Source organism: Streptomyces sp. B6B3 (assembly GCF_039871525.1).
Classification (GTDB): Bacteria; Actinomycetota; Actinomycetes; order Streptomycetales; family Streptomycetaceae; genus Streptomyces.
Map to the genome: position 1 here is coordinate 160587 of NZ_JBDPLU010000004.1, position 13549 is coordinate 174135.

At 71.8% G+C, this 13549-nt stretch carries 11 protein-coding genes; 6 read left to right on the forward strand and 5 right to left on the reverse strand.

The genetic code is table 11. The features are described 5' to 3' along the window. The first annotated feature begins 37 nt into the window (after positions 1 to 37). The 5 genes from ABGB06_RS10905 (at position 38) to ABGB06_RS10925 (ending at position 6715) form a co-directional block, all read left to right on the forward strand. A complete protein-coding gene (locus tag ABGB06_RS10905) occupies positions 38 to 1063 on the forward strand; it encodes a LacI family DNA-binding transcriptional regulator (protein WP_347587811.1) in 1026 nt (341 codons plus the stop codon). Positions 1064 to 1261: 198 nt separating this feature from the next. After that, a complete protein-coding gene (locus ABGB06_RS10910) occupies positions 1262 to 2461 on the forward strand; it encodes a CaiB/BaiF CoA-transferase family protein (protein WP_347587813.1) in 1200 nt (399 codons plus the stop codon). A 23-nt stretch (positions 2462 to 2484) separates the two neighbouring features. Next, on the forward strand, positions 2485 to 3675 hold the full coding sequence (locus ABGB06_RS10915; RefSeq protein ID WP_347587815.1) for an extracellular solute-binding protein: 1191 nt from the start codon (positions 2485 to 2487) through the stop codon (positions 3673 to 3675). 5 nt (positions 3676 to 3680) lie between these two features. Beyond that, a complete protein-coding gene (locus ABGB06_RS10920) occupies positions 3681 to 4238 on the forward strand; it encodes a MaoC/PaaZ C-terminal domain-containing protein (protein WP_347587817.1) in 558 nt (185 codons plus the stop codon). A gap of 5 nt (positions 4239 to 4243) precedes the next feature. After that, complete coding sequence (locus tag ABGB06_RS10925) at positions 4244 to 6715, forward strand: extracellular solute-binding protein (RefSeq protein ID WP_347587819.1); 2472 nt, start codon at positions 4244 to 4246, stop codon at positions 6713 to 6715. A gap of 38 nt (positions 6716 to 6753) precedes the next feature. Here ABGB06_RS10925 and ABGB06_RS10930 read toward each other — a convergent pair whose 3' ends face one another. The 5 genes from ABGB06_RS10930 to ABGB06_RS10950 form a co-directional block, all read right to left on the reverse strand. After that, on the reverse strand, positions 6754 to 8187 hold the full coding sequence (locus ABGB06_RS10930) for a sugar ABC transporter substrate-binding protein (protein WP_347587821.1): 1434 nt from the start codon (positions 8185 to 8187) through the stop codon (positions 6754 to 6756). Between the two features lie 16 nt (positions 8188 to 8203). Next, positions 8204 to 9133, reverse strand: coding sequence for a carbohydrate ABC transporter permease (locus ABGB06_RS10935; protein ID WP_347587823.1), 930 nt, complete (start codon positions 9131 to 9133; stop codon positions 8204 to 8206). Between the two features lie 24 nt (positions 9134 to 9157). Then, positions 9158 to 10105, reverse strand: a complete 948-nt coding sequence (locus tag ABGB06_RS10940; RefSeq protein WP_347587825.1) for a sugar ABC transporter permease — start codon at positions 10103 to 10105, stop codon at positions 9158 to 9160. Between the two features lie 302 nt (positions 10106 to 10407). Next, positions 10408 to 11679, reverse strand: a complete 1272-nt coding sequence (locus tag ABGB06_RS10945) for a hypothetical protein (RefSeq protein WP_347587827.1) — start codon at positions 11677 to 11679, stop codon at positions 10408 to 10410. Positions 11680 to 11882: 203 nt separating this feature from the next. Further along, on the reverse strand, positions 11883 to 12827 hold the full coding sequence (locus ABGB06_RS10950) for an alcohol dehydrogenase catalytic domain-containing protein (RefSeq protein ID WP_347587829.1): 945 nt from the start codon (positions 12825 to 12827) through the stop codon (positions 11883 to 11885). A gap of 104 nt (positions 12828 to 12931) precedes the next feature. Between ABGB06_RS10950 and ABGB06_RS10955 the strand changes: the two genes are divergently transcribed. Next, positions 12932 to 13504 carry a flavoprotein gene (locus ABGB06_RS10955; protein ID WP_347587831.1) on the forward strand — a complete coding sequence of 191 codons (573 nt, stop codon included), beginning with the start codon at positions 12932 to 12934 and terminating at the stop codon, positions 13502 to 13504. Positions 13505 to 13549: the final 45 nt, after the last annotated feature.

The following is a 13549-nucleotide window of genomic DNA, read 5'->3' on the forward strand; positions in this document are numbered from 1 at the left end:
TGGTGGCGGGCGGGCGGTCGTGGAGACGGATGGAAACATGGCAACGCTGAAGGACATCGCGCGACGCGCGGGTGTGTCGGTGCCCCTGGTGTCGCGCGTGCTCAACAACGACCCGCAGGTGCGGCTGCGCGAGGAGACGCGCGAGCGGGTGTTGCGCATCGCGGAGCAGCTGAACTACACGGCGAACTACGCCGGCCGCGCGCTGCGCCTGTCCCGCACCGGCACGCTGGGACTCCTCGTGCCCGACGTGAACAACGCGATCTTCGCCGAGCTGTTGCGCGGCGTCGAGGACGCCGCGGACGAGAGCGACTACATCGTGCTGCTCGGCAGCGCGGACCGGGTGCGGCCAGGAAGCGACCTGCTGCGCCGCCTCGTGGGCGAGGGCCGCGTCGACGGGTGCCTGCTCCAGCGCCGGGACAATCTGGACGACAGCGCCCTCCAGCAGTTGGTCGAGGCCGACGTCCCGGTGGTCCTGGTGAACTCGGTCGGACGGCGCGGGCTGCGGCCGGGCGGCAGCGTGACCATGGACGACGCCGCGGGCGCCCGCCTCGGAACGGAACACCTCATTCGTTGCGGCCACCGGCACATCGGGCTGGTGTCGGGCCTGCCGGGGCATGACACCGCTCGGCGGCGGGAGGAGGGCTTCCGGGCGGCCCTGCACGAGGCCGGCCTGCGGCAGCGCACCGGCTGGACCCGCCGCTTCGGCTACCGGCCCGAGGACGGCCATCGGGCGTTGCGCGACATGCTCGCCGGCGAGGCGCGGCTGCCCACGGCGCTGCTCGTGGCGAACGTCAACGCGGCGATCGGCGTACTCGGCGCCGCGCGGGAGGCCGGGATCGACGTGCCGGGTGAGCTGTCCGTGGCCACCGTGCACGACAGCTGGGTCGCGGAGCACACCTGGCCGCCGCTGACCGCGGTGCGGATGCCGTTGTACGAGATGGGGTGTGCGGCCGTGACGATGCTGGTCGGCCGGCTCAAGGACGAGCGCCCGACCGAGGACTCCGTGGTCGACGCGGCGCCCGAACTCGTCGTGCGGTCCTCCACCGGCCCGCCGGGACGGTGACGCCCGACGCGACGTGGCCGTCGCCGTGGCCCGACAGCGGTCCCTGCGGCGGTCCTGACGGCGGTCCTGACGGTGGTCTTGACGGCGTCAACTCCGAGAGGTACAACAGGTAAAACGTTTGCTCTCGGGCGGCCTTCCGGGCCTCCCCCCGTCGCACAGCCACCGTGTCCGTAAGTCGTTCACCAGTGGGGGTCCTTCGTGGCATATCACGCCCTGCCCCAGGCCGACCGCCCGCTCGACGGAATGCTGGTGCTGGACTTCAGCCAGTTCCTGGCCGGCCCTGTAGCCGCCCTGCGGCTGGCCGACCTCGGTGCGCGCGTCATCAAGATCGAGCGGCCGGGAACCGGCGACATCGGCCGGCGCCTGGCCTTCGCCGGCCTCGAACTGGACGGCGACACGCTGTCGTTCCACGCCATGAACCGCGGGAAGCAGAGCTTCACCGCCGACCTGAAGAGCGCCCCCGGACTCGATCGGGTCAAGGAGCTGGTGCGCCAGGCCGACGTCCTGGTGCAGAACTTCCGCCCGGGCGTGATGGAGCGGATCGGCCTGGACTACGAGTCGGCCAGCGCCCTCAACCCCCGCCTCGTCTACGGCACGATCACCGGCTACGGTCCGGACGGGCCGTGGCGGGACAAGCCGGGCCAGGATCTGCTCGCGCAGAGCGTGTCCGGACTGCCGTGGCTGAACGGCAACGGGGCGCAGGGTCCGGTGGCGGTCGGCCTCTCCCTGGCCGACTCCCTCGCCTCCATCCACCTCGCCCACGGCATCACCGCGCTGCTGCTGAGGCGTGAACGCACCGGCCGCGGTGGGACGATCGAGACCAGCCTGCTGGAGGGCATGCTCGACCTCCAGTTCGAGCTGCTGACCGCGCGCTTCTTCGACCCGGACCTGGCCGTGAAGCGCGGCTCCACCCACAGCGCGCACGCCTTCCTGCCCGCCCCCTACGGCATCTACCCCACCGCGGACGGCCATCTGGCGCTGGCGATGAACCCGGTGCCGAGGATCGGCTCCCTCATCGGTCTGCCCGCCCTGACGGCCTACCAGGACCCGAGGACGTGGTGGACGGAGCAGGAGAAGATCTCCGAGCTGCTGGCCGCGCACCTGGCCACCCGTCCCACCGACCACTGGCTCGACCTGCTGGAGCCCGCGGACGTGTGGTGCGCGCCGGTCCACGCCCTGCCCGAGCTGATCGACCACGAGGGGTTCACCGCCCTGGAGATGACGCACGAGGTCAGGCGCGCCCCCGACCCCGGGTCGCCCGCCGAGGACGCGCCCCCCGCGGTGCGGACCACGCGCAGCCCGCTGCGCATCGACGGCGGCCTGCTGAGCGGAGGCGGCGCCGCGCCACGACTCGGCGAGCACAACGAGGCGGTGCGAGCCGAGTTCCTGGAGGGATAGCGGTGGCCGTGACACTGCGCGGAATGACCTGGGACCACCCCAGGGGAGTCGGTTGCCTGCTGGCTGCCGGAGAGGTGTGGCGACGGGTGCGCCCGGACGTCGAGGTGACGTGGCAGACCCGCTCCCTCCAGGCGTTCGCGGACTTCCCACTGGAAGAGCTCGTGGCGCGCTACGACGTCGTCGTGATCGACCACCCGCACGTCCCGCACGCCCACGATCACGGCCTGCTGCTGCCGCTCGACGGCCGGGGGCACGACGCGCGTCTCGCCGCGCTCGCCGCCCGGAGCGTGGGCGCGTCCTACCCCAGCTACGAGCACGGCGGACACCAGTACGGCCTCCCGGTCGACGCCGCGGCCCAGGTCGCCGCGTACCGCCACGACCTGCTGCCGCGCCCGCCCCGGACGTGGGAGGAGTGCCTCGAACTCGCCGCCGATGGCCGGGTGCTGTGGCCCGCGAAGCCGGTGGACGCCATCTCCAGCTTCCTGACCCTGGCCGCGAACCAGGGCCACCCGGTGGCCGCGGGTCCCGACCGCTTCGTCGCACCAGAGGCGGGTCTCGCCGTGCTCGACCAGTTGCACCGGCTCGCCGACTCGGTGCCTCCGGCCTGCCTGTCCGAGAACCCCATCGAGACCGCGGAACGCCTGTCCACCTCGGACACCTGGGCATACGCGCCCCTGCTGTTCGGCTACACCAACTACAGCCGGTCGGGGTTCAGGCCCCGCCCGCTGACCTACACCGACATCCCCGAGGGCCCGGGCGGGGTGGCCGGCTCCTGTCTCGGCGGCGCGGGCATCGCGGTCTCAGCACGCACCGCGCACCCGGACGAGGCGGCCGAGTACGCCCTCTGGCTCGCCTCGGACTCGGTGCAGCGCGGCAGCTACTTCGCCGGCGGTGGTCAGCCGGCGAACGCCGCCGCCTGGGAGGACGAGGCGGTGAACGCCGACTGCCGCGGCTTCTTCCGCAACACCCGCCGCACCCTGGAGCAGTCCTGGTTGCGCCCGCGCTACGCCGGCTGGCTCGCGGTGCAGGACGCGGCCGGCACCGCGATCAACGCGGCGCTGCGGCGGCGGATCGACGACGACGAATGCCTGCGGCGGATGGAGCGGTCGTACGCCCGCTCGTTGGAGGCCGCCACGGACACGGACACGGACGCGGACGCGGACACGGGCGCGGACACGGGCGCCGCCACGGACGCCGGTCCGACGGAGGGGTGAGCGGGATGCGCACGGTCGAGGAGTACTTCGACGACTACGAGATAGGCCGGGTGCGGACGACGACCGGCCGGACGGTCACCGAGGCGGACATCGTCCTGCACGCGGGCCAGACCGGCGACCTCTTCCCGCACCACATGGACGCCGCATGGTGCGCCACCCAGCCGTTCCAGCGGCGGATGGCGCACGGGACCCTGGTGATGTCGCTCGCGGTGGGCATGACCGCCGGCGACATCAACCCCCGCGCCATGAGCTACGGCTACGAGAGGGTGCGCTTCGTCCAACCGGTGTTCATCGGCGACACCCTCCGGGTGCGGGCCGAGATCACGACGAAGCGGGAGCACCCACGGCGCCCGCTCACCCACGGATTCGTCGACGAGACGGTGACCGCGGTGAACCAGGAGGAGCGGACGGTGCTGTCGCTGGTGCACGTCTACCTGGTGGAGAGACAGCCCGGAGAGACCGCGGCGGAAGAGCCGGAAGAGAACGCCGGAGCGCCCAGCAGGACCAGCGAAACCAGCGGAATCAGTGAATCCAGCGAGACCAGCGAGACCAGCGAGAGGTGACAGCGATGCCCAGGACGCTGCGGGTGGCCCACCGCGCCTTCGAGGGCTTCGACCGGGCGCTCGCCCGCCAGATCGAGGCGCTGCGCACCACCCGCCCCGACATCGAGGTGGAGACGGTCAGCCTGGAGATCCACGAGCTGTACCAGCGGCTGGTCGCCGATCCCGGCGGGCCGCCCGCCGACTGGGACGTGGTGCTGTGCAACACGGACTGGCTGCCCGCGCTGATCGCCGGGGAGCGGCTGCTCCCGCTGGACGACCGGCTGGCCGCGAGCCCTCCGCCGGACTGGCCCGAGGGCTGGAGCCCGACCCTGCGCGGTCTCCAGCGCGGCCCGGACGGCGCCACGTACGGGCTGCCGTACCACGACGGGCCGCAGATGCTGATCTACCGCACGGACCTGTTCGAGGACGCGGCCGAGCGGGCACGCTTCGAGCGCCGCCACGGATATCCGCTGCGGGCGCCCCGTACCTGGACGGAGTTCCTGGACGTCGCGCGCTTCTTCACCCGCCCGGGCGACGGCCTGTACGGCTGCGCGCTCGCCGGGATGCCCGACGGGCACAACAACGTCTACGACTTCCTCATCCAGCTGTGGAGCAGGGGCGGCGAGGTGCTCGACGGGCGCCGGGCGGCGTTCGCGGACGACCGGGGCCGGCGGGCGCTCGAGTACCTGCGCGGCCTGGTGCTCGACCACCGGGTCACCCAGCCGGATCCCCGCGAGTACGACAGCGTCAGGGCCGGCGACCACTACGCCGGCGGCGGCGCGGCCATGATGTGGAACTGGTGCGGGTTCGCGGCGGTCGCCGAGGGGCCGGACGCCGCGGTGCGCGGCCGCAACGGGCTGGCCCCGATCCCCGCGGGCACGCCGGGGGAAAGCGTCTCGCTGTCCGTGTACTGGGTGATGACGCTGCCTCGCCAGGCCCGCGACCCCGACCTGGGCTGGGAGTTCCTGCGGCATCTCGCCACGCCGGGGATGGACCGGGTGACCGCGCTCGAGGGCGGGATCGGTTGCCGCCTGTCGACGTGGCGCGACCCCGAGGTGCGGCGCCGCTACCCGTGCTACGACCTGATCGAGGAGGTCAACGCCACCGCCAGGCTGATGCCCGCCCTCCCCGAGTACCCGGACGTCAACGACGTGCTCAGCGACGCGATCGACTCCGTCCACACCGGGGCGGCGTCCCCCGCCGAGGCGCTGGCGCGCGCGGCGGAGGCCACCGACGCCCTGCTGGCGCGCACCGACGGCCAGAAGGGCACGCAGCCAGACCAACCGACGCGGCAGCCCACGCAGACCTCGGGCCCGACACCCGACCAGACCACGCCGGCCGCCCCGCTCTCCGAACCGAAGCAACAGCCCTGTCGGGCGTCAGGCCCAGTGCCCAACGACACCGCGCTGGCCGCCCTGTCGTTCGACCACCGGCCCGTCCTGCCCGAGCGGCCCAGGCCGATCGGGATCGTCGGCGCGGGTGCCATCGTGCGGGCCGGTCACCTCCCGGCCTACCGGGCGGCCGGGCTGCCGGTGGTGGCGATCGCCGACCTCGACGCCGACGCCGCCCGGCGGGTGGCCGGGGCGTTCGGCATACCGACCGTGTACCGCAGCGCGGACGAGCTGATCGCCGACCCCGAGGTCGAGGTCGTCGACATCGCGGTGACCGCCAACACCCAGGCCCCGATCGTGCGGGCGGCGCTCAGGGCGGGCAAGCCGGTGCTCGCGCAGAAGCCGCTCACCGAGGATCTCTCCGAGGCCGTCGACCTGGTGGCCGAGGCCGCGGCGGCGGGCGTCCCCCTGGCCGTCAACCAGCAGATGCGCTGGGACCCGGTCGTCGCCGGCACCCGGGCCCTCATCGACGCGGGCTGGTTCGGGCGGCTCGCCGGCGGCGCGTTCGACATCGACGTGCTGACCGACTGGAGCCTGTGGCCGAACCTGCTCCGCACGCCCCGCCTCGAGTACTTCAACCACTCGATCCACTACGTGGACGCGCTGCGCCACCTCTTCGGCGACCCGGTCGCCGTCACGGCGACCACGGCCCGCTTCCCCGGCCAGCGGGCTCGGGGGGAGAGCCGCACCTTCACCGTCTACGAGTACACCGAGGACCTCGTCGTGGTCGTCAACAGCGAGCACAACAACTGGTCGAGCACGCCGCGCGCCGTGCTGCGCTGCCAGGGCACGGAGGGCAGGTCCGAGGGATACCTCGGATCGCTCTACGACTATCCGCAGGGCCGTCCCGACGTGCTGGAGTTCGTCTCCCGCAACCACCTGCCAGGACACCGCCTCATCCGCGAGTTCGACGAGCGGTGGATCCCGGACGCCTTCGCCGGCCCGATGGCCGACCTGCAACGCGCCTGCGCCGAGGGACGCGAGCCCGCGGTGTCCGGCCGGGACAACCTGACCACCCTGCGCCTGGTCCACGCGGCCTACCGGGCGGCCCAGGAGGGGCGCAGGGTCCCGCTGGCGGAGGTCGAGTTGCCCGACCGGACGACCTGACCCCCTGACCACCCCGGGTCTGGCCTGGTCCACGCGGCCTACCGATCACCCAGCAGGATCGGGTCCACGCCGTCGCGGATCTGGCCCATCGCGTCCGCCACGTCGGTCCGTCCGTCGCGCACCCGGTCCCAGATGGGCTTGATCGTGTCCTTGATCTTGGGGGCGCTGGGCAGGTGGAGCACGCCGTCGGCGGTGGCGTACGAGTCCAGCGCGTCGTAGAAGAGTCGCGCGCCGTTCGGGGCGTTGGGCGAGCGGAGATAGGCCGGCCAGGCGGACTTCCGGCCGGGACTGCCGCTGCCGGTCGAGGCGAACATGAAGGTCAGCCCGGCGGTGGACATGTACTCGTTGAGGTAGACCCAGGCGGCGTCCTGGTGCTGGCTCCCCGAGGTGATCCCGTAGCAGCTTCCGACCGCGCTGGTGGAGCGGCGGACGGGACCGGCGGGCCAGTGGCTGAAGTCGTACTGGAAGGCGTCCTGGCCGCGCAGCATGGGCCCGAGCCAGGAGCCGGCGATGTCCATGGCGGCCCGACCCTGGAGGAACGCGCCGGTGATGTTCAGTGCCTGGTGCTCGCCCAGGGTGGGGGTCGCCGGCATCAGCGCGTCCACCCACCAGCGCGCCGCCTCTCTCGCCCGCGCGCTGGTGACGACGCAGTGCGTCTGCTCCTGGTCGAGGACGCGGCCGCCGAAGGGTTGCAGGAACAGCGGCGAGGCGTAGGGGAAGGACAGGTCGGGGAACGAGGAGAACCCGTAGATCCTGTCCGCACCGCTGCCCTGGGTGAGGTGACGCGCCGCGTCCCGCAGGTCGTTGAGCGTCCAGTCCTCGTTCGGATAGGGCACCCCGCCGTCGTCGAAGATGTCCTTGTTGTAGGCGAGCATCACCGGGCCGCAGTCGTAGCCGAGGCCGTGGAGGGAGCCGCCGAGCCGGTAGTAGTCGAGCGCCGGCCTGGTGAAGTCGGCCTCGTCGAAGTCGGGCTGGCGGGCCACGTACGCGTCGAGCGCCGCGAACTTCCCCGCCTGGATGAAGGACTGGGCGAAGCCGTACTGCGCGTACATGAGGTCGGGAAGCGAGCCGCTGGCCGCCTGGATCACGTACTTGGACAGGTAGTCGCCGCCCGGGGTGTTCTCGGTGGCCACCTCGATGGTCGGGTGGCGCTCCATGAAGAACGTGTCGAACTGCATCTGCCGCACCCAGAAGTCCGGCGTCCAGGTGTGGGCGACGACGATCTTGGTCCGTTTCGCGGGATCGCCGATGCTCCGCGGCCAGTTCAACGAACGGTTGAGCCGCCTCGCCTCGTCGAGCGGGTACAGCTCGCTGTCCACCGGCTGCCCCTCGATGCTCTGGCCGCCGGGAGATCCGGCGCATCCGGCGAGCCCCGGCACGGCCACGGCGGCCGCTCCCGCGGCCGTGGCGCCCGACAGGAACCGGCGCCTGGACAGACCGGAGGCGTTCGCGTCCGTGGGACGGCGCGTCATGGGACCACTCCTTCCGTCAGCGCCCGCCGAAACCGGACAGGGCCACGCCGCGGATGAACATGCGCTGGGCGATGAGGAAAACGACGATGACCGGGATGAGTGTCAGCAGAGCCACGGCCATCATCTGGTTGTACTGGGTGCTGTACTGCCCCTGAAAGAGACTCAGGCCCAGGGCCAGCGTGTACTGGTCCTGGTCACGCAGGTAGATCAGCGGTCCGAGCAGGTTGTTCCAGTTGCTGATGAACGAGAAGGCGGTGACGGTGGCGATGGCCGGTTTGATCTGCGGCACGATGATCTGGAACAGGATGCGCATGTGCGACGCCCCGTCGATGCGAGCCGCCTCGTCCAGTTCCTGCGGGACGGTCATCATGAACTGCCGGATGAGGAAGGTGAAGTAGGCGGAGCCGAACCAGGCCGGCAGGATCAGCGGCCAGAAGGTGTTGACGAGCTGCAGCTTGGCGAACATCGCGAACACCGGCACGATGGTGATCTCCGCCGGCACCATCATGGTGGCCAGCATCAGGCCGAAGAGCACCCCCCGCCCGCGCGCCCGGACGCGGGCGAAGGCGTAGGCGGTGAGCAGGCAGGAGAGCACGGTCCCGACCACCGCCGCGGTGGTGATCAGGACCGTGTTGAGGAGGAAGGTGCCGAACGGCAGGGCCTGCCAGCCCTTCACGAAGTTGTCCCAGTGGAAGCTGGTGGGCAGGAAGTCCGGCGGGTACTGCGAGATCTCGTCGTCGCCCTTGAGCGCCGTGGAGAGCATCCACAGGAACGGCAGGATGAAGACCGCCGCCCCGACGACCAGCAACAGATAGCTCACCACACGTTGCGCGCGCTCCGCACGCACCGTGGACAGCCGCGCCCCGGGCGCCGCACGGCCACGCCCCGCCGCGTGGACGGATGTGGTGACTGGTGTGGTGACTGACGTGGTGACTTGTTTGGTCATCGGATCGCGCCTCCCTTCCTCCGGTCACGAGGACTCGTAGTAGACCCAGCGCCGCGCGATCCGGAACTGGACGAAGGTGACGACCATGATCAACATGAGCATCACCCAGGCCAGTGCGGACGCGTAGCCCAGGTCGAAGTACACGAACGCCTGGCGATAGATGTAGAGGCCGAACAGCAGCGTGGCGTTGCCGGGACCGCCGTCGGTCATGATCAGGACCAGGACGTACGCCTGGAGGCTTCCGATCAGGCCGGTGATCACGTTGAAGAAGATGACCGGCGACATGAAGGGGATGGTCACGTGCCAGAACCGCCCCCACCAGCCGGCGCCGTCCAGGGTGGCCACCTCGTACATCTCCTGCGGCACGCTCTGGAGCCCGGCGAGGTAGATCACCATCGTGGTGCCGGCGCCCCAGACGCTCATCATGATCAGAGCGGGGATCGCCCACTCCGGCGAGGACAGCCACCCGGGTCCGCGGATGCCGACCACCCCCAACAGGCGGTTCAGCAGCCCGTAGTCGGGGTGGAGGATCTGCACCCACAGCAACGCCGTCGCGAGACCGGAGACGATCGACGGCATGTAGAAGACCATGCGGAAGAAGCCGATGGCCCTGACCGGCTGGTTCAGCAGCAGCGCGAGGCCGAAGGTCAGGAGCACGCTCACCAGCACGGATCCGAAACCGAAGTACACGGTGTTGCGTAGCGACTGGTAGAAGGTCGGGTCGTTCAGCATCTCCCGGTAGTTGCGCAGGCCCACCCAGTGCGGCGTGGACAGCAGCGACCAGTCGGTGAGGCTGATGACCGCCGAGGCGATGATCGGGCCGCCGCCGAAGAAGACGAAGCCGACCATCCACGGCGTGGCGAACAGGTAGAAGCGGCGCTCCTCCCGCCGGGCCAGTGGCGACAGGCGCGGCCTCCGGCCGGGCGCCGCCTCCGCCGACCCGGCGTCGGGAACGACGCGGTCGGCGGTCACGAGATCGAGTTCCCCATGAGTCGAGCTCCCCACGAACGGGCGAGGATGCGCGAGCACCTCGCGGACGGCGGGCAACCGGGAAGGTGACGCAGCGATGCACCACGGACCATGAACAATCGTTATATCTAAGTGCGAGACATTAGAGGGCAACGTTCAGGTCACTGTCAATGGTTAAGTCGCCATCCCGTGGCGGAACTTCGACGCATCAAGGCAAACGTTTGATCACGAGGGCTTCACCTCGGCTTCGCCCCGTCGAGAGGATGTCGGTGACGAGCCCTGCCCGTCACCGACATCGTCGCGTGTCAGCCCTGGACGAGCCCGTTGAGGTAGCGCTCGACGTTGGTGTAGCCGCTGGCGTCGGTGCCGTGGGCGTCGGACGGGTCGTCGGGGTTGAGGCCCTGGCCGTCCTCCCAGGCGTCCGGCATGCCGTCGCGGTCGCCGTCGACCGGTGCGGTGCCGCCGTTCAGCTGGCCGAAGCCGCCGACGGCGGCCGGGTCGGTGATCAGGGCGCCGGACTCGTTCCGCACGTCGTCGACCAGGCGTTCGTCGATGGCGTCGCGGTGCAGCGAGGCGCCGGCCTCCGCGAGGACCGTCTCGTACGCGTCCTGGGCGGACTGCACCGCGATGTCCGGGAAGTCGAACGGCTGGTCCATGATGGTGGCCGGGCCGAGGTCGGCGTCGGTGGTCTCCCGGCCGTCGAGCTGGCCGTCCTTGTCGCCGTCGTAGTAGTTGCCGTCGGCGTAGATCATGTAGTTGGCGTTGGCGCGGGAGTACGGGGCGCCGGAGGTCGACGGGCCGGCGACGAAGTAGTTGCCGAGGGCGTTGGCGTTACTGATGCCGGCCGAGTCGCCCAGGATGTACGCGTCCGAGCCCCAGTTGTAGACCACGTTGTTGACGTACTGCAGCACGCCCTTGGACTTGGGGTTGCGCGTCTTGTTGTGGGCGTAGAGGTTGTGGCTCAGCGTCACGCCGTCGCTCTGCACCAGCCCGCCGCAGGAGTGCGGTTCCAGGCCCTCGGAGATGATCGAGTACTGCACCGTGATGTTCTGGCTGGAGTTGATCGAGAAGTTCTCGTCGCGGCCCCAGGAGGCCGAGACGTGGTCGAAGACGATGGTGCTGGCGCCGTCCATGGTGATCGCGTCGCGGTTCTGGTCCGGCGTCAGGCCGTGCCGGAAGCGCATGTAGCGGACGATGACGTTCTCGGAGTCGGAGAACGACACCTGGTACCCGCGGGTGGCCACCCCGTCGCCCGGGGCGGTCTGGCCGGCGATCGTGATGTTGCTGGACACGTGCAGCGGGGAGGCGAGCGAGATGTAGCCGCCGACGTCGAAGACGACGATGCGGTTCTCCTCGCTCACCGCGTCCCGGAAGGACCCTGACCCCGAGTCGTTCAGGTTCGTGACGTGGTACACCTCGCCACCCCGTCCCCCGGTGGCCTGCGCCCCGAATCCCTCCGCCCCGGGGAACGCGACGGGGGCCAGCGCCGGAGCGCTCCCGGCCGCGGCCGGCGCGACGACCCCCGACACGGCGACGAGGGCGACCACGCCCAGGGTGTTTCTCCACCTGCGTGACACGAGCGACACTCCCTTCCGATCAGGCTCTTGCACCTGACGTGTTGTCGCCCACGGAGCCCCGAAAGGTTGCCGTGTGCATGACCAGTCCCCTGACCACCCGCCTCCCCTACGTCGCGGCGGCCGGCGGCGGGGTCGCCGCCATCCTGCTGGCCTCGCTGCTCACCAGTGGGCCGTGCTGCGCGGCTCGTCGCGGCGGGGGTCCGTCAGAGGGTGACCACGGCCTTGACGAAGCCGCGGGGTTTGGTCTCCAGGGCGTGGTACGCCTCCTCGACGCGATCCAGCGGATAGCGGTGGGTGACCAGGTGCGTCAGGTCGAGGCGGCCGGAGGCGAGCAGGTCCATCGCCCGGCGGGTGGCCGTCGCCAGCAGGTGGCGGTCGCGGACGTGGGCGTTGACCACGTCGAGCGCCTTCCAGTTCCACGTGCCGAGGTCCACCTCGCGGGGCGTCTGGTGGTAGCCGAGCACGGCGAGGGTGCCGTGTTCCGCGGCCAGGTCGGTGGCGAGCCGCAGCCCGGCGGCCGTGCCGCTGGCCTCGACGACGAGTTCGGCCGTCGAGCGCGGCGGGTCGGCGTCCTCGGGGTGGCCGAGCCGGGTGGCGCCCAGCGTGCCGGCGACGGCCCGGGCGTCGTCGCGGGGGTCGATGGCCGCCACCTCCGCGGTGGGGCTGAGGGCCAGCAGCCGGGTCATCACGAGGCCCATGAAGCCGAGGCCGACCACGGCGGTTCGCGCGCCGACGGCCGGGGCCGCCCGCCGGTAGCCCTCGACGACGCAGCCGAGCGGCTCGCCGAGGGCCAGCGTCGGGTCCAGGCCGTCCGGCACCGGCACGAGGTCGACCGGATCGGCCGTCACGTAGTCGGCGAACGCGGGCACCAGCCGGCCGGTGACCCGCTGCCCCACCCGCAACCCCTCGACCCCGGCGCCGAGCAGCGCCACGGTGCCGACCGGCTCGTGCCCGAGCCGGGCCGGGACGGCCGGATCGGCCGGGCCGCGCCGCCAGGCGGTCAGATCGCTGGCGCAGATGCCGACGGCCTCCACCCGGACCAGCACCCGCCCGGCCGGGGGCGGCGGGAAACGCTCCTCGCGGACGGCGAACGTGCGGGGCCCGGTGAGTTCGGCGACGCGACCGGTGAGATCGTCGAGCGGGGTCATGGGCGGCTCCAACCGGGCGGCGGGGACGAAGGGGCACCGTGGCCAGCGTGCCCGACGTGCCGCCGGGGAACCGCCGGCCGACGCCCTGTGGTGGGATGCCCACCATGAGCGATCGGGTGACGGGTCGGGTGCTGTATCTGCTGGGGTGTGCCGCGCCGCCCGTGCGGTACGTCGAGGGGGCGGTGCGCGCGGCGCGGGCGCGGGGGTGGGAGGTGTGCCTCGGGCTGACGCCGACGGCGGCGGGGTGGCTCGGGGAGTCGCTGCCCGGGCTGGCCGAGGCGACCGGCCGGCGGGTGCGGACCGCCCCGTCCACGCCCGGGGCGCGCGGGGACTGGCCGCCGGCCGACGTGGTCGCCGTGGCGCCCGCCACGCTGAACACGGTCAACGCCATCGCGCTGGGCCTGACCCCGACCTGGGTGGCGAACACCGGCGTGGACGCCGTCGGCAGGCGCATCCCCCTCGTCGTCATGCCGTGCGTGAACACCGACTACGCCCGGCACCCCCAGTTCGCCCGGTCCCTCGACGCGCTGCGGGCCGAGGGCGTCCGGGTGCTGTACGGTCCCGGCGGGTTCGAGCCCAACCCACCCGGCCAGGGCCGGCCGGAGGCGTACCCCTGGCACCTGCTCCTCGACGCGGCCGAGGACGCCGGGGGGAGGTCGGCGGCGGAGTCGGCGTAGCCACCCGCGCCCGGGGTCCGGAGGCGGGGGCGGCTGGGCTGGGGA